At 63.8% G+C, this 18,649-nt stretch carries 17 protein-coding genes; all 17 read right to left on the minus strand.

All coding sequences use genetic code 11. The features are described from left to right. Positions 1–17: 17 nt before the first annotated feature. Entirely contained in the window at positions 18–2,216 is a 2,199-nt protein-coding gene (locus tag ACYVGE_RS13320) for a phage tail protein (protein WP_460730620.1), read from the minus strand. Beyond that, positions 2,213–4,096 (minus strand): baseplate J/gp47 family protein, encoded by a 1,884-nt coding sequence (locus ACYVGE_RS13325; protein WP_460730621.1) that lies wholly within the window; start codon positions 4,094–4,096, stop codon positions 2,213–2,215. The genes ACYVGE_RS13320 and ACYVGE_RS13325 overlap by 4 nt, the downstream gene beginning before the upstream one ends. Then, entirely contained in the window at positions 4,096–9,054 is a 4,959-nt protein-coding gene (locus ACYVGE_RS13330) for a baseplate J/gp47 family protein (RefSeq protein WP_460730622.1), read from the minus strand. The genes ACYVGE_RS13325 and ACYVGE_RS13330 overlap by 1 nt, the downstream gene beginning before the upstream one ends. Beyond that, positions 9,051–9,479, minus strand: coding sequence for a GPW/gp25 family protein (locus tag ACYVGE_RS13335; RefSeq protein WP_460730623.1), 429 nt, complete (start codon positions 9,477–9,479; stop codon positions 9,051–9,053). The genes ACYVGE_RS13330 and ACYVGE_RS13335 overlap by 4 nt, the downstream gene beginning before the upstream one ends. A 7-nt stretch (positions 9,480–9,486) precedes the next feature. Next, positions 9,487–9,786 (minus strand): PAAR domain-containing protein, encoded by a 300-nt coding sequence (locus tag ACYVGE_RS13340; protein WP_460730624.1) that lies wholly within the window; start codon positions 9,784–9,786, stop codon positions 9,487–9,489. 3 nt (positions 9,787–9,789) lie between these two features. Further along, on the minus strand, positions 9,790–10,428 hold the full coding sequence (locus ACYVGE_RS13345) for a phage baseplate assembly protein V (RefSeq protein ID WP_460730625.1): 639 nt from the start codon (positions 10,426–10,428) through the stop codon (positions 9,790–9,792). After that, positions 10,425–11,528 (minus strand): phage late control D family protein, encoded by a 1,104-nt coding sequence (locus ACYVGE_RS13350; protein ID WP_460730626.1) that lies wholly within the window; start codon positions 11,526–11,528, stop codon positions 10,425–10,427. The genes ACYVGE_RS13345 and ACYVGE_RS13350 overlap by 4 nt, the downstream gene beginning before the upstream one ends. Continuing rightward, entirely contained in the window at positions 11,506–12,180 is a 675-nt protein-coding gene (locus tag ACYVGE_RS13355; RefSeq protein WP_460730627.1) for a CIS tube protein, read from the minus strand. Before ACYVGE_RS13355 ends, ACYVGE_RS13350 begins: the two co-directional genes overlap by 23 nt. Before the next feature lie 2 nt (positions 12,181–12,182). Then, positions 12,183–12,593, minus strand: a complete 411-nt coding sequence (locus ACYVGE_RS13360) for a hypothetical protein (protein WP_460730628.1) — start codon at positions 12,591–12,593, stop codon at positions 12,183–12,185. Between the two features lie 632 nt (positions 12,594–13,225). Beyond that, positions 13,226–13,651, minus strand: a complete 426-nt coding sequence (locus ACYVGE_RS13365; protein WP_460730629.1) for a phage tail protein — start codon at positions 13,649–13,651, stop codon at positions 13,226–13,228. Between the two features lie 12 nt (positions 13,652–13,663). Beyond that, positions 13,664–13,846: a DUF6760 family protein gene (locus ACYVGE_RS13370; RefSeq protein WP_460730666.1), complete on the minus strand. Its 183-nt coding sequence runs from the start codon at positions 13,844–13,846 to the stop codon at positions 13,664–13,666. Further along, a complete protein-coding gene (locus ACYVGE_RS13375; protein ID WP_460730630.1) occupies positions 13,843–14,247 on the minus strand; it encodes a hypothetical protein in 405 nt (134 codons plus the stop codon). Before ACYVGE_RS13375 ends, ACYVGE_RS13370 begins: the two co-directional genes overlap by 4 nt. Before the next feature lie 31 nt (positions 14,248–14,278). Continuing rightward, the gene (locus ACYVGE_RS13380; protein ID WP_460730631.1) at positions 14,279–14,713 is read right to left on the minus strand and encodes a phage tail protein; all 435 of its coding nucleotides are present in this window, start codon (positions 14,711–14,713) and stop codon (positions 14,279–14,281) included. A gap of 10 nt (positions 14,714–14,723) precedes the next feature. After that, the gene (locus ACYVGE_RS13385; protein WP_460730632.1) at positions 14,724–16,292 is read right to left on the minus strand and encodes a phage tail sheath family protein; all 1,569 of its coding nucleotides are present in this window, start codon (positions 16,290–16,292) and stop codon (positions 14,724–14,726) included. Positions 16,293–16,295: 3 nt separating this feature from the next. After that, positions 16,296–17,264, minus strand: a complete 969-nt coding sequence (locus ACYVGE_RS13390) for a hypothetical protein (protein WP_460730633.1) — start codon at positions 17,262–17,264, stop codon at positions 16,296–16,298. 10 nt (positions 17,265–17,274) lie between these two features. Beyond that, entirely contained in the window at positions 17,275–18,069 is a 795-nt protein-coding gene (locus ACYVGE_RS13395; RefSeq protein ID WP_460730634.1) for a hypothetical protein, read from the minus strand. Continuing rightward, positions 18,066–18,644: a Pvc16 family protein gene (locus tag ACYVGE_RS13400; RefSeq protein ID WP_460730635.1), complete on the minus strand. Its 579-nt coding sequence runs from the start codon at positions 18,642–18,644 to the stop codon at positions 18,066–18,068. Before ACYVGE_RS13400 ends, ACYVGE_RS13395 begins: the two co-directional genes overlap by 4 nt. Positions 18,645–18,649: the final 5 nt, after the last annotated feature.

Below are 18,649 nucleotides of genomic sequence, written 5' to 3' on the forward strand. Positions count from 1 at the left end.
TCTCCTTCCCGTAGCGCCTAGCGCAGTTCAAAACCCATGTTGAAACCCGTCCGGATCTGCTTGCTTGCTCTTCCGCCAAGGACCGTCCTGCCAATCCGGCTGTCGATGCCGAGCGATGCCAGTCCCTTCGCGTCCAGTACCAGCGCATGCGGATTCCCTTTCGCGAGATCGGCGATCCGCCAGCGGATGCGATACATGACGCCGACCGGCAGGTACTGGGAGAGGACGTCATCGAGATAGGGGCGGTTCGCCGCGCGCGTCTCGCCGTCGCTTCGGATGTCGATGCGCAGGATCGGGGTGATCACGTCGAGTGGTCCGCCACTCGCCTTCGCGCAGAGGCGGGTGGATCCGAGCACCGCCTTTCCACCGAGCGACGGGGTCCCTCGGCGACGACCACCGAGGATTCCAGCGAGGGGAGAGGCGTTGCGTCCCCTTCCACCGAGGACGATCGCGCCGTGTTCGGAGGTCGTGTCATGGACCTCGACGGCCCCGCGATCGCCGGCAATGCATTCGAGCAGGCGCTTCACTCCGCGGGTGGTTCCGCGCGCCTCGAGCAATGCACCTGCGTCCCGCAGGAGGGCGCGCTTGGTGGTGCTCGCAAGCGCCACGTGGGAAGGCAGGTCAAGCCAGCTGCAAAGGTAGTCGAGCCATTCGTCCGGAGCATCGTTCGTGCCGATGCTCTTCCCGATCGAGGCGATGCTTTCGTCGATTGCCTGGGTGGTCGTTTCGATCACGCCAACCAGGCGACGCATGACGGTTTCGGGGTCGTTGTCCGGATGGGAGTAGTGGGTTGGCAGATAGCGCATCAGGGATCGATCGTCGTACACGATGCGCAGTTCCTTGAGCGTTGGGGGCTGGGCGAAGGACGGCGCCTGGACGCGTAACCTGAGCGCCAGCCAGGATGCATCCGTTGCGAACAGCGGAATCTCCACACGCCGAGTCGAGCCCCCGTCAGCCGACGACAGGGGGGCGGCGACCTCGAACGTGCGGGAGGGTTGCGGAGCATCGTCCAGGAGGGACCAGATCAATTCCTGGCGTGCAGCGCGAGACATGCTGTCGTCGCGTTCGATCGCCACGATGCTTTCGACGGTAGCGGGATCATCGGTGGTGGCGTAGCCGACCTCGAGGCACGCACCTTCGGTTAGATCGACCGAGAGTTCGGCACGAAGCCAGCGATGTGCGCTTCGCCGGGCCGGCGACTGCAGCAGCGGACTCAGCAGCACCGCTACCGCATCGGCCCTGCCGGAGTCATCGCTGGTGTCGACGCGCCACAGGCCGCGATCGGTTGCAAACCAGATGCAGTTGCGGCCGACCGCGAAATCCGCCGGTGCTGCCAAACTGATCGACCTGGGCGTTGAAGGCGGTCGGAACAGTTCGGCGAAGGGGCCTTGCCGGAGTTCACCGAATCGGTCCAGCAGGTAGAGGTGCCAGTCCGATGCACCGTTCTCTACAGTCGAACCTCCCAGCGCCAGGCAATCGTCACCGTCGCTGGCGATACGCTCTGGCCTGAAGTTCGCCTCCAGGTCGTCCAGGTGCCGGAGGCGGCAACGTTGTCCGTCTTTCTGGTCGTGTCGCGCGACGTCGATCAGGACGAGGCAGTGATCGTCGGGACACAACAGTGCCAGCGTACGGCCGCGGTCAAGGACCGCGAGCTGTGACGCGTGGGGCGAATCGCAGGGCACAGCACGACTCGAAACGCATCCGTGGCAATCCGCATGCGCTAGCGTTTGGCCGCGCGGTGCGAACATCAGGATCCAAAGTCCAGCCGCGCCATCGGAGGCGATATCCAGGACCCGCGCGTGCGGTTCCGTCCCAAGCTCGGCGATCCCGAGCACGAGGTCGCGTTGCAATGTGTCGCGGTCGTAACGGACGACTTGATCGGGCGTGAACGACCACAACCCGTAGCGGTCGAGCTGGAAGCGCTTCGTTTGCGCGATCGCGCCCTCGATCGGGAACGGACCATGGGCGAGGCCGGCTTCGTCCATCCAACCGAGTGACTGTGCAGGTGTTCCGATCTGGCGCCAGACAGGCCGGTCGAACCGGTCGACCGCGATCGCGGAAAGCGCGTCCGGTGGCCCGGCCGGGCGTGCATGGGCGCCCAGTGGGCGTGAGACAGACAGCCCGTCCGTCCCGGGCGAATCGAAGCCGATCGCGAGGCAACGCTGCCAGTGTGCCGGCGAATGGAATTGATAAGCCTGGAGACGGTGCGCGCTCATGGCGAACCTGCCACGCGTTCGGCGACGAGGTCGCCGTCGATCGCGTCGAAGCACGGCAACTCGGTCTCGCCGAGTTCGATCGTGTCGGGCTGCGCCACGCCGTCGCGGTACAGCATAAGACCGGCGACATCGAGCACGCCATCGACGCCACGCAGACAGCCAGCGGCCGACCAGCGAGTGAGATCACGACCGAAGTCCCAAGTCGAATTGCCCTCTTTGCTGAACATCGCTTGCAGTGCGCGACGCGCTTCGCGGATGACATTCCCCGGGTTGGTCGACGCAGACACGCGCAACGTGGCTGCGATCCGCACGCGTACCCGATGCGGAGCGATCACCACCAGGCGCTGCCCGGCGAGCAGATTCGGAGCCAGTCGTGCACGGATGGTTTCCAGCCAGCGCGGATTCTCCGGCGAGGGGCACGAATCCGTCCCGGAGTCGGCTTTCGCGACCACGAGCAGCGTGCGCGTACCCCGAACTTGCCGTGCCGTGGTCGCAAGCTCGCGTGCGCGCTGCACGCACAGGTCGAGTTGGGATACGGTGGCGGCTTCCAGATCGAGCGCAGTTACCAGCGGCGATCGCCGGGAAAGGAAGCTGCGCGCTTCGCGCCTGAGATCGGACAATTGCATCGCGTCCGTTCCGCCCACGCACGGCTGCGAGTTGCGCCCGATGGTCCCGGAGACACCTTGCAGGGACCAGCCCACGCCAGGCGGCGCGTTGCCGCGGACGCCAGCGCAGACCTCGTAGCTCACCATCAGCGAGGCCTTGGCGGTCGGCATTTCGCCGTTGATGCCGTTACCGAACACGATGCGTCGGGTGGATTCATCGAACCGGAAATGCTGGTCGGTAGGATCGCTCCGCCCAAAGTCCTCTTCTTGGCTCCAGCGCGTGCCGGCGACTTCCACCACGAGGTCCGCTTTGGAAATGAGTCCGTCGCGATTGAGCTGGTAGTTCTGCCCCGGCATGCCGAGACCGAACAGCGGTTCTTCCTCCGTGATCGACTCCGCCTGTTCCAACTGCAGGACATTCGCGGCGATGCGTCGCACGCGGGGCGCACGCACGAGGCCCCCGACCCGGGGGCGCAGGATCAGCTCGAACCAACGGTCCTGCTCCGGCGTGCCGTGCATCTGCTCGTGTTCGCCGATGTCGAGCAGGATCACGCCGCCTCGCATCAGGCCGTGGGTCGAGTCGCCCAGCACGGAGAGCGGACGTTCGCCGGATGCATCGCGCATCGACACCTGCAGACCGCTGACCGGTGGGCCCAGCGGTGGTGGCAGGACATCCGGGCTGGACAGTTCGACGCCAAGCGCGAACGTCCCCGTTCCGCCGGACGCGATCGCCGTGCCGGCAAAGGTCAGGACGAGTCGATCGTCGGGCGTGGGCGATGTGCCGAAAGGCAGATAGGAGGCACCGTTGCGGCAGTTGAGCCGGGTGTGATCGGCGACGGTGCCATTGGCGAAATGGCTGGCAATGCGCTCCAGGCGCGCCTGCGACATGTGTTGGGGGGAGGTCACGCGAAACAAGGGTGTGTCCGGCCTGTCGGTCGAGACCGCCGCCCCCTGTTCGATCGACTGCCCCCACATCGCGTGCGGTGTGTAACCGGGCTCGTCCGGTTCGAGTGGCCAGACCAGGCCGCGGGCGGGTTGCGGGCCGCGGCGCGCGATGCCAAGCAGCCGTGCAAAGGCCCGGCGCTCATCGACGCGACTTCGCGCCAGCGAGTAGATCTGCGCCTCGGCCACCCAGGCCATGAGGTCGATCAAGGTGATGCCTGGATCGTGCAGGTTATGGTCGGTCCATTCGCGGGCCAGGGCAGGAATCATGGCCCGGGCCGATTCGGTCAGGGCATCGAAGTTGGTGTCGTCGAGATTCAGACGAAGTTCCATCACGCCGCCTCCGTGGTTCGGAAGCGGATGGACACGGCGTCCGCGGATAGCACCGCCAGCTGGTCCCTGCCCAGGGCCGACGCGCCGTCTTTCTTGCGCATTACTTCGATCTGCTCGATACCGTCGATACCGTCGATGACAGGGACTTGCATGATCCTCGCGGCCACGTCCGTTCCGGAGACCATGCGACCGAGCGGCCATCCGGAGCCGTCGAAGCCGCCGCTCGCGCCATCGAGCAGAGAGGTCATGCGTTCGCGAACTTCCGCGGCGATCGCGGCGACCTTCGACGGATCGCGCACCGCCAGTGTGATCTCGACCTTGAGGTCGACCGTTGTGGGGCTTTGGACTCGTACGTCATGCCGGAGGGCAGAGGTGGCCCGTTTGCCCAGACTGTTCGCCAGCTCGCGCCTCTGCGCTCTAGTGGGCGCGGGTTGGCGTCCGCGCATGACTATCACGAGCGAGATACCGCTTCCATCGTGGAAGGCCTTCGCCTGCCCGATGTCCGGCGAGAATTGCAATGCGAGCCGTTCGAAATCGGCCAGCGTTACGGCCCGGTCGCGCGTGGCGATTTCGACCGGGGCGAAGTGAAGTACGGTCGCGGGATCCTGCGGGTCGCTGCCTCCGGCGGCGCCCTCGGGAGTGAAGGTTTCCTCGACGCCGCGCAACGGGCCGATGAGATTGAGCCGGCTCCAGGCCTTGACCAGGTTGGCGGCCGCGCCGCCGCCACTGCGGTAGCGGACGGCAACGATGTTGTCGCTGCCGATCGGTGGTATCGCACCGTTGCGGCCATCGCCGAACACGATCGTGCCGACCGATGCATCGAAGTCGAACACTCGGTCCGTTCCGCGGGCAGCGGCGAGATCTCCGGGACGCCATCGCACCCATGGGCCGGTCCATTCGCCGATGTCGTTCACGACTTCGTTCGAGTCAGCCTCCTTCAGTGCCGCGATCTCTTGGTCGCTGACCGGCTCGCGGACGCGCAGTTCCAGCGTGTCGTCCAGGACTGGCGAGTGCGCAAGACGGAATACCTGGTTTGGTGAGCCATCGGATAGGCCCACGATTTCGTGGCGATGCGTCTCACCCGCGCTTACCCAGACGCTGTTCGGGTATACGCCACGGATTGAAGGACTCCACTCGGCTGCGAAAGCCCGTGGAAATAGCCTGATCCAATACAACGATTGGCCGAAGAACACGACCCTTTGCAGGGGGACAGGGAATGAGAGCAGGATGATCCCCGATTCGGACAGGGCTTTCGTTCCGTCCTTGATCGTGAGTCTGTGGAAGGCGTCATCGAAGAAGGCTTCTGCTTCCAGCGCCGGCGGCTCCCCAGTCCATTCCTGTTCCTTGTGGACGAGGAACAGCAGGCTGACCCAGGGCCCGAACAGATCACCCGTGAAGCCGAGATAGATGGCTTTGTCGTGCGCAGACCGTGCGGCCTCCGCGGGGGCGCCGTCGCCACATGCGTCGCAGCACTGTGGTTCGGTCGGCTGTATGGCTTGCGTCGTCGCGCGTGCCAGCGAGTCGGCCAGCGGCGTGAATATGGCGAGGCTGGCGTTGTCCAACCGGTTGAGGTCGGTCTGGTCCTGGTAGGCGCCGTTGTCGAAGGTCAGGACGCGTTCCGGTGCGAGCGATGAGCACGTCTTGTAGCTGACGCTGATGTGGGCGATGTAAGGCGCTCGGATCGCGGAGGGATCCCGATTGAGCATCCTCCTGCCATCGCCGTCCCGCTCGTCTTCGGGTTGCAGCCAGACCCTCTCCTGTCCGTAATCGCCGCCCACGAGACGTGCGCGTATCCAGTGCCCAGGGCGACCGGCCACGTCGCTGGGCTGCAGATCACGCGGAACGCAGAACTGGATGCGCCCCGACCGCACCAGGTGTCGGGTGCCGTCGATGAGCTTGGGGATCTTCCACCAGGTGCGACCGTTCCAGTATTCCCACGAAAGCTCGGGGTTCTGGGCGGTGGGCGGTTCGACGGCATTGCCGCGCGGTGGCGGGAGGATCAGCCTCAGCACACTCCCTTTGGCGGGAGTGAATGGGGGCGCCTTGTCGAAGATGATCCGGCCGTTCGCGCCCGTGACGGGTTTGTCCCACAGCCGACCCGTCCAGCTCTTGCCCGCGAACTCCACGATCGCGTCTGAAGGTTGCGTGACGAGCGGGAAGGCGCCCTCGCAAACCACGGTCGGCCGTATGTCGAACGGCAGGTCGTGCTGACCCGTGACCCGGTAGTAGGAACGGTCTGCGGTATTGGGAAGCGGTGGGTCGAGCTGGGCGATGCGCGTGATGGACCCCGGCGGCGTGGATATGTTCGTGACCTTCGCCAGCAGCGGAGCGGCATTTCGGCGACAGAGGCACAGCATGTCGCCGTTGTTGGTGTCGTGGTCCTCTGAATCGAGTTCGATGCTTTGGACCGTTTGCACCGTGCACCGGAATCGTCGTCCCAGCGAATGGACCCGGCCTTGGATGTGGCCTTGCGCGGGGGGCGTCGGTGGCGAGTACGCGAAGCCGATCCTCTTGGGTGCACCGATCGTTCTTGCGATGAACAACTCGCCCGCCAGCTCCAGCGCCACGCGCGCCGTGATGTCGACGGGTATCGCGTCCGACAGGGCGATGGCGGTCATCGCCCCGGAAGTGGGCGCTGCCTGGATGAATGGCTCGTCGGTCGTCCGGGAGGCCGCGACGGCGCCGTCCTTCAGCGGCAGCAGGTAACCGCCCGCAATCCTCACGGGGGGCTGTTCGATGGACAGGGCGGGCGCGACAAGCTCACCCAGATACGGGTCGGTGGCCGCGAACGGTCGCCAGAGGCCGACCCTCGACTCCGCCTGATGCGAACCGACAAAGAGCGCCATGGGATGATCGACGCCTTCGCGTGCGACGAAGGAGAGGCCACTGCCGGTCGCGGGGACCGGTACCACGTGATGGTCCTGCGTGACCTGGTCATTCGCATCGATGGTTGCCGCTTCGATCGTTGCGTCGCTGCCGTCTCCGCGTCGACGGGTTCCGGGCCAGAACACGTATTTCGCCTTGCTGTGCAACAGGGCGACGGGGTACGCGCCCGGTGTCGCGACGGCGTCGCCGATGGCCACCCATCCCGGCCCCGAACCCTTCCAATGGAGCGGCGTGCCGTCGGAGGTGATGCCCACCAGGCCCAACACATCGGAACCGGTACCGGGTGGCTGGTCCGTGCGTTCGAACGGAGCCAGACGCGCGAGCGATACCTCCTTGTTGCCCACGCTGACCGGAAGACGTGTCCAGCCGCCATCGCCGAGGACGGGCCGCCAATGCACACCGCCGTTGACCAGCGCGTAGATCCTCAACTCCCTGTCGGCGTCGCGGATCAGGCAGGTTTCGCTCATCGGCGCGCCCGCCATCGGCGATGCCAGGTTCATCCACTTGTACGCCATCTCGGCGCCAGCTTCTTTCAACTTGGACAACGGCATGTCAGCGCGGCATATCCAGGCTTCGGCGCCATCGGTGGCGCTGACGAAGCAGGTACTGGATGAGGCAGCGACTCCTACCTTCTGCACCAGGAGCTTGACCGGTATGCCGTCCGATCCGGGAGGCTGCGTAATGGCCAGGAAGCGGACCACAGGATCGTCGGCGTTCGTGTCGACATGGACCAGTTGCAGTCGTTGGTCCTGGCGGATGCCGCCGGCCAGAGTGGAACCCTCGGCATCGGCGACCGAACTCAGTGGTCCGCTGAAGCCGTCGCCAGCCCTGACTTCGACCGTCGCAAGGACGTTGGGTTTTCCAAAGGCTTCGGGGCAGCTCAGATGGAAGGCGTCGAAGGGGCGCGGCTCTCGGCCCAAGGGATGGAAGCCCCTATTGAGGACGACCGGGGTCGTGTTGGCCACGGCCTCCAGATTGCCCGGGTCCGTCGGCAGTTGTCCGTCCTTGTCCTTGTCCGTGTCCTTGCGCGGGTAGATCCTGAACCTGATCTCAGAGGCAAATTCGGTTTTCGCGACCGATTCCTGCAGGGGCTCGGCGCGCAGCCAGCGCAGCTTGAAACCATTGATCTCGAATTTCTCGATCTGTCCGGCGTCTTTGGTCAGCACGTTCCGCGCCGATTCGATGCTCTGCCAGCAAACCACACTGTCAGCGCCCTTGCCCCAGTAGCTCCATTTGCACTTCGACGAAATCCCCATCAGTTCGATGTGGCATGCGCTGCTGATGTTCAGAAGCTCGTCCGCGCCCAGATAGAGGACATGCTTTTGGCGATTTCGCTCATACGCGTCGAATGGCGAGAACGCCTCGACGGAACGGAGCTTTCCTTCGTAGGGGCCTGGTGGAGCGGGGTCCTTGTTCTCGGGCACGCCGAGGCCGTGGGACAGCGTGACGATGCCGTCCTTGGCGGTCTCGATGCGATAGCGGTTGTGGGCGTCGTCTTCCAGAATCATGTCCTTGACAAGACCGTCCGGCGGGTCCAACTGGGCGGTATTCGAGCCGATGCGCACGCGTGTACGGACCTGCCAGGTGCGCTGCGTCGGCGCAGGTCCCATCGCCCCCAGCCCGTCGGGAGCGCGGTAGAACCGGTCCCGAATGGCATCGGTGGCAACAACGCTCAGAAGGCCGGATGCGACGAGATTGATCCCGCTCTCGCTCTCGAAAACCACGGGTGTGCCGTCTGCGTCCGCCTGGATCCGGATCTGTTCTGGCGCGTACATAGGTTCGGCGTGATCCGACATCCGGAAGACCACGGGCATTCGCGCGGATCGCGCCGTGCCGCCGCGCTTGCCGAGCCAGTGCAGGAGATCGCGGAAGCATTTCTCGGGAACCCGATCCAGGCGTCGCGTCACTTCCGAGCTCACAGAGGCGGCAATGCCGAGCAACGCCGACAGCACGTCCGGCCTGTTGTCGTCGGCGCGCCAATCGGGGAACCAAAGCCTGGCGCGCGACCGCAGCTCCTCGTGGAGCTCGTCGCGCTTTCTCGCATCGAAATGCGGAGGGACGGGCAACTTCATCGCCGGCTCCTCGGCGTGCTCTGTCCGCCTTCGCGGAAATAGAACGGATAGACGAGGTTTCCCGACTGATTGGTCTGCCGGATCCGGTACTCGAGTTCGACCAGCAGCAGCCCATCGGCCGCCCACAGCGGATCGGCACGCACGCCAAGCAGTTCCACGCGCGCTTCGTACTTGATGATGGACTCACGCACCTGGGTTTCCACGCGAGTCAGCATCGCAACGTCCATGACGCTGAAGACGAGGTCATGGATCCCGCAGCCGAAATCAGGGCGCATCACGCGTTCGCCGGGCGCGGTGCCGAGGAGGATTCGAAGCGACTCGCGTATGTCGCGTTCGTGTCGGGAGAGTTCCGGCGTGCCCGTGTACGCATCCATCCGTATGGGATACGACCATCCGCAACCCTGCCATTGCTTCTGTTCGTCCATGGTCGCCTCATCCAATCAGCACGCTGGTTGCGCCCGCAAGAATCGCGTTGGGACCGCCTCCGGCCTCGACTACGACGTCGCCGAGCCGTGCCGCGGGCATTCCTCCGATCCTCACCGTCATGCTGCCGACCATGACCGCGCCGCCACCGTGTGGCTGAGGAGAGGCCAGTGGGCAAATGTAGGTGTCGCCAACCCGCCACGCGGGCTTCTTCTCGATCAGCACCGTGGCGCAGAAGCCCGGCCCCGCGAGAGGCGAGCCGTGCGACGTTAAGTCTCCAAGGCGAGCGGCCGGCTGTCCCATCGTCATTCCTCAGTTGATCGCGACCTGGCTTCCTCTGAGCGTCATCAGACCCTTGCAGTCTGCCGTCATGGCGCTGCTGGCATTGATCTCGACGGTCGGTGCTGAAATGGACAGGCGTGTCGCCGCGCGGATGCTCAATGAGCCATCGCGGCTCTGGATGGCCAGGCTGTTGCCGCTGCCGTCGTCCAGGCGGATTCCGTCATCATCCAGTTCGAGTTTCTTTCCGTCGCTCAGTTCGAGTCTGACCAGGCCCTTGGATCCATCGTCGAAGGTCAGCCTGTGCCCGGATCGCGTGTGGATGACGCGCAGGTTGTTGCGACCGTCGCCATTGTTCTCAGGCGTCTTGTCCTTGCCGTTCCACAAGGCACCGAGCACATAGGGGAAGCGGACGTCGCCGCGATCGAACGCGACCAGGACTTCATCGTCGATCTCGGGAAGAAAGTAGATGCCGCGCCTGCCGCCTGCCATCGGCGTGGCGACGCGGGCCCAGTAACTCTGATGCGGAGTGGTGTGCCAGGGATACGTCACCCGCACGCGTCCAAGGCCGCTGTCGTCCCGGTTCTCGCACACGATGGCCACCGCGACACCCTTGGCCGCGCCTGCGGTTTCGAGCGAGGTTTCCGGCGAGTAGGGGGAGATGGTGCTCACAGTGACGTCTCCTTGACCTTGAAGCGGGTGCGGTAGCCGTTTCCGTCGACCTTGTGGTTGGCGGAGTGCACGTAATAGTTCTTGGAGAAGGGATGCCCCAGTTGACCGAGAAACACGTTCGTGTCGGGCAACAGATCAGGCAGGCCGATGCACTCGGCTTCGCCGGTCAGGAAGGTCTTGGCGTGGTCGCTGAGGACGGCCTTGGCGCGCTCGCGGGCTTCCGCCTGCGTGAAAACCGGCTGTCTCAGCTCGAGGACCACATCGCCATTCCTCACGGCTCGCAATCGCTGGCCGCCGCTCTGGCGAGACGCCTCGGCCCCGGACTCTTCGCCGGCGCTGGCCTCGCCGATGATGGTCTTCTTGCTTTCAGGATCCCAGCCGATGATCTTCACCTTGCTGATCTGGGATGCGAGGTTCGCCTCGGGCTTGAAGTTGAGCAACCCCTTTCCCCATGCCAGCGCAATCACCCCGTTCCTGGTGTCGCGCGGAGGCGCGAAGCGCAAAACGTTCCGTGCCGTCATGTAGAACTCGTAGTGGTTTCGCTTGGCCAGCTTGGCGATGAAATCGACGTCGCTCTCCTGGTTCTGTTCCGTCTGGTCGTGTACTTGCGACGTCGGAGTGATATCGGTCGAAAGGTCGTAGCCCTTGGCGATGAGGCTCACGATCTGACTGTCGGTGGCGTCTTTCCAGCTGTGCGATCGCTTGCCAAGCGTCAGCGGGAACAGGTTGTCGTAGCCCGATACGCTGAGCTCCGGCGCTCCACCCTCGGCGAAACCCGTGGATAGATGGGTAATGACTCCGAACAGGATCGGCGACAGTCGACGATGGTCGCCATACCCAAGCGCGATTTCGACGCGGGAACCAAACTTCAGCAGGTCCAGGAGGGAAGATCCAGATGCTGTCTCGAACTCGCGCTTCTCCGCATCGAAGGCATTGGCGACTGTGAAACTGAAATGCGCGGCGCCGCCCAGCGTCTTGTCGACCTCGACCTGGGTGACGGCGATCGCGACCTCATGCATCAGGGTCTGATCGTCGACCTTGACGGTGAAGGACGGCACATAGAACGCGCCCTCCCGGTCAGATGCGGCGACGAGTTCCATCTTCCGGCTCCAGTGGAGGGATCGTTATCCATTCGCCCGCTTCGATGTCGCGCGGGTCGTCCAGATCGTTTTGCTCGGCGATCTCACGCCAGCGACGTACGTCTTGATACTCGCGCGCGGCGATCATCCACAGGCTGTCTTCCCCGACGACGACGCGCCGCTTGCTCTTGTCGGCCGATTGCAGGCGAGGATTGGTCAGGAGCTCCGGAAGCGTCCGGTACTCCTTGAAGCTGACGCCAATCGTCGCGCGCGCGGGGATGCCCTGCGGATGGAACAGGGTGTGCTTGCGGGTGACCTTGTCGAGGATCGCCTTGAAGCTGAGCTTTCCCCAGACGAACCGGACGATTGGCGGCGCGTGCAAGTTGTTGTCGATATCGAGCAGTGCGACTATCTCGTCGATTCGCTCGCGGACGCTGGCTTCGCCGTTGCGTGGCGGATCGGTGTCGTCGAGGAAGAGCTCCATGGAGAGGGTCTGCGCCTCGCCGTTTATGAAGTGGAACAGCGGGCCGCCCACGCCAGGAATCGATGTCGACTTGTAGCTGTTCGATCGCTCGAGCGTGTACTCCGTCGGGTTGAACAGCACACGAATCTGCGTGCCTGCCTTGCTTCCGGTTACGACATCGATGGTGGCTTTCTCGAGGGTCATGGGCATTCTCAGAGACCGCGCCGTTCCCGCTCGATACGGGCGCGGCGTTCGATGCGATGGATGACCTCATCGGCCAGCCGGTCGGCCAACGATGGATCGAATGCGGGGGCGCTCGGTGCCGCGGGTGTTCGCCTGGATGCATGGATCGACGGTTGATCAGTCGGCGACGCTCTTTCGAACAAGGCGGCCTCGTTTTGGCCGTCGGGCGCAGGTGACATGCGCAGTTGCATGTCGGCGGTTGTTGGCGCCGCGCGTGTAGGCGAATCAATGGGCCGCGACCGGGGCTCGAAGCGTTGGGCGCTTGCCCGTTTGGTCTTGTGCAGGCGACGTTTTTCAGGGAGGAGCGTCGTTGGAGAAGGCGGTGGCACGGCGGGGCGCTGCGGCGCGTCGACGCCTTTCGAGCCGGGGCGCGCGGCCATGGGATTCCCCCGAGAGATCGAAACGACGTGACCGGCCGGATGACGCGGCTCTGGCGAGGCGGCACTTCGAGCGGTGACGTCGGTTCGCAGCCGCATGAGCCTGCGTACGGGAGCCAGGAGGTGGGTTGGCGCAGCGTGGCTGTCGGACGCTGGCACGCAAATGCACCGATTGAGTTTCTGAAGAATGGCGGGCGCGCCGGAAACGTGTCGCGTGGAAGCCGCAGGCGATTTCGGGGCGGCCGCCCGCTGCTGACTCGGGTGCAATCGGCTCACGCGAGGATTCGATGGCGCCGCCGGTGGAAGCGGGGAGGCGGGCGCAATGGCGCGCGCTTCGACGCGGGCGCGCGGCTCCCGCACCGGAACGTGTCGCACCCGGTGCCACAGCACGCGAGTGGTGGCATGCATGGTTTTCACATGGACGACACGCGGCGCGTCGAGCCGGGCCCCCAGAGAGGGCACGACCGCGGGCGCTGGCGAGAGAAGCGACGCCTTTCGACGCGCCTGCCGTCGCCACATCAGGATCGGCGAGGCGAGCGTCGCCCTGATACGCGGACGCGTCCAAGCGCGTCCGCGGCGTTCGAAGGGCCGCCGCCGGTGCGTGATCGCGCTGCGCGAATAGAGGCGGTGCATTGTCAGCCCTTCCTTATTCCGCGATGCGCAAACTCGATACTCTCGATCAGAACCTGGGAGCTTGCCGCATCGAGGTCGGAGGCCGTCCACTTGACGGGGAAGGCCCCGTCCACCAGCCAGCGCCAGACTTCCTTGAGTTCCCCGTCGCGCAGCACGATTGTGATGTTGCGACGCTCGACGCGACCATCCGCTGTCGCTTCCTGCCAGGACCAGAGGAAATCGTCGACCAGCCCGCGTTCGAGAGTGATGTTGCCGTACGTCGTGTAGGAAGCGAGCCGATGCTCGAATTCGTTCTGCCCGCCTTCGTGATACGTCTCCACCTTGACGTCGCGCGAAACGCCTTTGACCTTGTTGAAACCGCCACGCTGTATCTGGTCGAACTCGACCACGTAGCGGAAGTTCATATAGGGATCGCTGCTCGTGCGCACGGCGGTGGAATCCTAGACTTCCTCGAACGGGTTGGTGGGCGTGCCGTCCAGTCTGCGGTTTATCGCGGAGATCGATCGGCACCAGTGCCTGCGCTCGACGTGCTCGAGGTTGAAGAGCTCGGCCACGCCCCAGTGGAAGTGGTATGCGATGAAGGCCATCTCCTCGCGAAGTATCTGCGACGGATAGGCCTTCAGGCTTCCCCCACCGTTCGGAAGCTCCTCTCCAGCTTCAGGGGAACGTCGGTAGTGCTGGGTGCTCCGATCGCGTCCACGGGCTGATCGACGTGGTCGTCGCCATTGACGCGTTCGTAGAGGCGTTGCAGGAAGTTCAGGTCGGAGGCGTAGAGGCCCTCGACCACGCGGGTATCGATGGTCGGAAGATCGCCCAGGCTGGTGATCACACGCGCGAGCACTATGATCGCCAGATACGCCTCGTTCTGCTGCACGCGCGCATCGCGCAGTGGCAGGATCTCGTCCGCAGCGGTCGCCAGCCTCATCACTCCCCGCGTGTGCAGCACTCCCGTCTGGTCGAGATATCCCTTTGGCAAGGTGAACTCGATCTCTGTCTGGAAATGGGCCGGGCCTCGAATGTTCATCGCATTTCTCCGGATTCCGTGGTGAGCGGCGTTACATATCGCGCTCGACGCCTTCGTTGACGAGCTCGATCGACTCGACCCACACTTCGTTTCCCTTCCCGTTGAGACCGGTGATCTGGTATTTGGACGGCCAGGCTTCGCTGACGACGAAGCGCGCCTTGTCCGTGCCGGATTCGTCCATGACGATGATCGTCACGGTCTTGCGCTGCGACTGGACCTGGCCGGCAACGATGGCGTCGTGCCATTCCTCCAACTCCATGGAGTCCGTCACGCCCCACTTGAGCGTGACGTTGCCGTACTTCGTCAGCCCGCTGAGCTTTCGAAGTGGTCCCAGTTCGTTCCCGTCGCGGTAATCGACGACGTCCGTCGCGGTCTCGCCGATCGTCACCTCGCTGAAGTTCGCCTGCGTGATGCCGTCGATCTCCAGGCGAAACCGGAAGTTGCGCAGTGGATCCTTGCGGGCCATGGTCGTGTCCTCAACGTTGCGCTTCGGCGGTGTGCTGGAAGATGCGGAACACGACGAACTCGGCCGGTCGCACCGGCGCGATGCCGATCTCGCAGATCAGGCGGCCGTTGAGTATGTCGTCCTGGGTCATCGTGGTCCGGTCGCAGGTAATAAAGAAGGCTTCCTTCTCTGTGCGGCCAAGGAGTGCGCCGTTGCGCCATTGCGACCGCAGAAACAGGCGGATCGTGTCAGTGACGCGCGCCCAGAGCCGGTCGTCGTTCGGCTCGAACACGACCCACTGGGTTCCCTCATAGATCGACCTTTCCAGGAAGATGAAGAGTCGGCGGACCGACACGTACTTCCATAGGCCGTTGGAAGACAGGGTTCTGGCGCCCCAAATGCGGATGCCACGGCCCGGAAAGCTCCTGATCGCATTGACGCCACGCGGATTCAGCGTCTCCTGCTGGATGTCATTAATGTCGGTCTCCAGCTTCACGGCGCCGCGCACCGTCTCGTTGGCGGGGGCCTTGTAGACGCCGCGCTCTGTGTCAGTCCGAGCGTAGACGCCCAGCGCGTAGCCACCAGGAGGAACCAGTGTGGGCGCTCCGCTCTTCGGGTCGGAAATATGAATCCAAGGGTGATAGATCGCGGCGTAATGCGAGTCCGCGACCACCGTTCGCGGGTCAAGAGCGCTGAGGTCGGAGACCTTCTTCTCCCCATCCAAAACTGCGAACCGAAAGCGCATGCGCTCACAATGATCGATCACCGCTTTTGCGACGTCAGTGTTGTTCGGGGCGAAGTACGGTGCATGGACCAGGGCCACTTCCCGGTATGGGTCAAGTGTGAGCGCTTCAAGGCCCTGTGGCTCGTCGCCGGGGTTGACTGGCTTTCCGACATAGTCGGTGGAAGTGAGTTGACTCAGGGAATCCGCGCCGCCGTCAAGGAACTCTCCGTCAGTCGGATCTGGAAGGGAGAGGTCGCTCGTGTCCTTGAGTTCTATGGAAACGAGGGCAGAGTTTCCGGACAGCCGCTTCTCGAAGTAGTCCGAGGAATCCGGCTGGAGCGTCAGGTCGTTGAAGTCCTCCGTGAGGACCGGACGCGGCTTCTTTTTCCGGTTCTCATCCTTGAACGGGTCGAATGGGTCCTTTGGCTTCGTGGTCCAGTACGCGAGGCGCAGGCGGAATCCGATCTTGACTTTCGTGCCATCGTTGCCATCGTCCAACCTGCCTTCCGTCGACCCTGATTCGATCTTGACGAAGACACGTTCGCCCCACGAGCCGGCGCCGACTGCCTTGATGATGAGGTTGCCGACTTCCGCGGAGGCTACCGTGGCGTCAGCGCCCACGATGCGGCAAACGAACAAACGGCGGCCTCCATTCTCGAAGAAGCCATTTGTGGCGTAGGGCATGTATTGATCACGGTCGAAGACATCGCCGAACCAGCGCTTGTACTCGACGTAGCTCGAGATCAGGCGAGGCCTGGTCGGTCCGCGCTCGGTTTCTCCGATGAAGGCGGCCGTGCTCGTCGGAACTCCTTCGATGGGGCGCGGCCCACGCTCGATCTCTTCAATGTAGACGCCAGGGCTCAGATACTCGGGCATGACTCATTCCTCCTGGTCGTTCGCGGGAGCGGTGTCGGGCTTTTCGGTGGTCTGCGGGGCAGGAGCGCCGCCGCAGGTCGGTTTCTCGACCTTTATGGACGCGAGACAGCAGCGCACGTCATCGTCGAACGACTTGCGCAGCGCATCGAGCCGCTTCTTTTGCGATTCGAAGTCGTCAGGATCGACGCTGTACTTGTCTTCGGCGCTGCCCAATGCGTCCTTGCTTTGGCGATACCGATTCCATGCTGCGTAAATCTCGTTCTCGTAGCTGTCGGGACTGATCAGCCACGGAGCGGGGCGGCGCGATGAGGCGGGCGATGTCTCTTCGCAGAGCTTTTCCATCGATTCGTCCTCGGCGAACTTCAGGCAGTCCCCGACACTCTGCGGCCTGAGTCGTCTGTGAGACGGAAGGAGCTTTCCCCATAGGAGATAGACCGCTACAGCGCTCCCCTTCGGCGCCTCGAGCAAAGTCCTGATATCCGAGACCGACTTTTCGTTCTCCGAGAGGGTGGTCTCGATCCTCGTGACGTTGTCGATCAGGGAGTCCAGGTCGTTCTTGGCTTCGTCGGATGCTGCCTTCGCAATGTCGCGAGCATGACCCAACTCGCCGCTGACGCTGGTGGCACGTTTGTCGAGTTTCGTTTGGAGGTCGCTTATCGTCTTTCTCTTGTCGCAGACGCAAGACTTGAAGTGGTCATGCCACGCCTCCTTGCCGAACTTCTCCTTCAACTGCCCATGGAGGAACTTGAGTGGCTCATTGAGCTTCTCCCACCTTTCCAGCAGGATCGGGTACTTCAGCCTGTATCCGTCGACCACCTGCGCTCTCTTCTTCTCGAACGCTTCAAGTTCGCCCTTGAGTTTCGCGAGATCCTTGGCCTGGAAGGCCGCGACCTCGCCGCCGATCTCGTTGATGAGATCCTTGATGTCGGCCTTCGATTTGTCATTGCTCGCTGCTTCGGGCGTCGGGCTCATCGCGGTTGCCTCACTGTGGTTTCAGTTCATTCCAGTCCAGCTGCAGTCGGGTCGGTAGGAGTTCTCCTAGCGGGATGCAGCCGCCCTCTATCGTCTTGAGGAAGGAGAATTTTTTGGCCGTCCATGCGGTAGCTGCGGGATCGAACCGCGTGACCCGCAGCCGGACGTCTGGAAATTCGGTGTCGACGCTCAGGCGAACGCCGCTGCCAGATCGGTCAGCCAGCGAATGGCCCACGTAATCGGATTGCCCCGTGCCATCCCTGCGCAGGCGCGCAAAGACGATGAACTCTCCCGCATCGTCCGTGATGCTCTCCCCGACACCGATCTGAGATGGCAGCGCGGGTTCTGGAACAATCCAGCCGCCAATGGATCTCCAGACCATCTGCACTACCGCGCCCGGGATTGCCAGGCGCCGCTCTTCTTGGCCTTCTTGGCGCACCTTCCGGAAGAGGGTCCCGCGCATCGCGGTGACACCCTTAGGGATCGAGTAGTCGCGACGCAGTCGGAGCCTCACGCGAATGAGGCCGCCTTCCTTCAGGTCGGCAGGGATGGGAATGTCGTAACTGGCGTAGGGAAGTCGACCCGACGATAGGCCGACGCTGGCCGGCAGTGGGTCGCCATGGCTCAACCATATGAATCTCCCCGAGCGGGAGACGATCGGTGCTTTACCTGTCGGGCGCCCCTCGTCGTCCTTTGCCTCCACGCGTAGGCCTTTGCACACGGTGCGGCCGTCGAACGGGTCGAGCAGTTCCAGCGCGAACCGGACGTTTCGCGTGATCACGTCATGAGTAGCTTCCACGATCATGGCTGCTCCTCTACCACTGGCGCGAAGCCATACCGCTCCTTGACCACCGGACCTGCCGGATCCGTCAGCGGCGTGTGGTCGATCCAGACGGGCGTCGCCAGGATCAGCACCGACATGCGGTAATTGACGTTTGGGAACAACGCCCAGACACGACCGATCTCCTCGGTCGTCATTGCCTGGAAAGACAGATGCACGATGTCCGACTGCAGCGCAGCGCCGGCGAGGTAAGGCCGGTCGTTCAGGGCTTGCATGGCAATGCCGAGGTCCTGGAGCCCATTGGTGCTTGGCGAGCTCGTGCTCAGCAAGTAGTGGAGATCAAGAGGTAGTGAGTTCTCGTATGTTGCGATGGGCAAGTTGGAGAGTGTCGGCACGATGCGATGTTCCGCATTGCGGAGCTCAGCATTGACCGACACTCGATACAGGCACAGGACGAGTCGAGCGTCCTTGGCTGCCGTATCGTTGAGTGGCCCGATGTGCACGGCATCGGCCGACCGCGACGACGCCCTGGCGTGCAGCGCGGCATCGATCCGGTCCCGTAGGGCGCGTGTCACTATGCTGAGCGCGTCGTGGTTCATCGCGA

It is taken from the genome of Lysobacter rhizosphaerae, assembly GCF_054779795.1.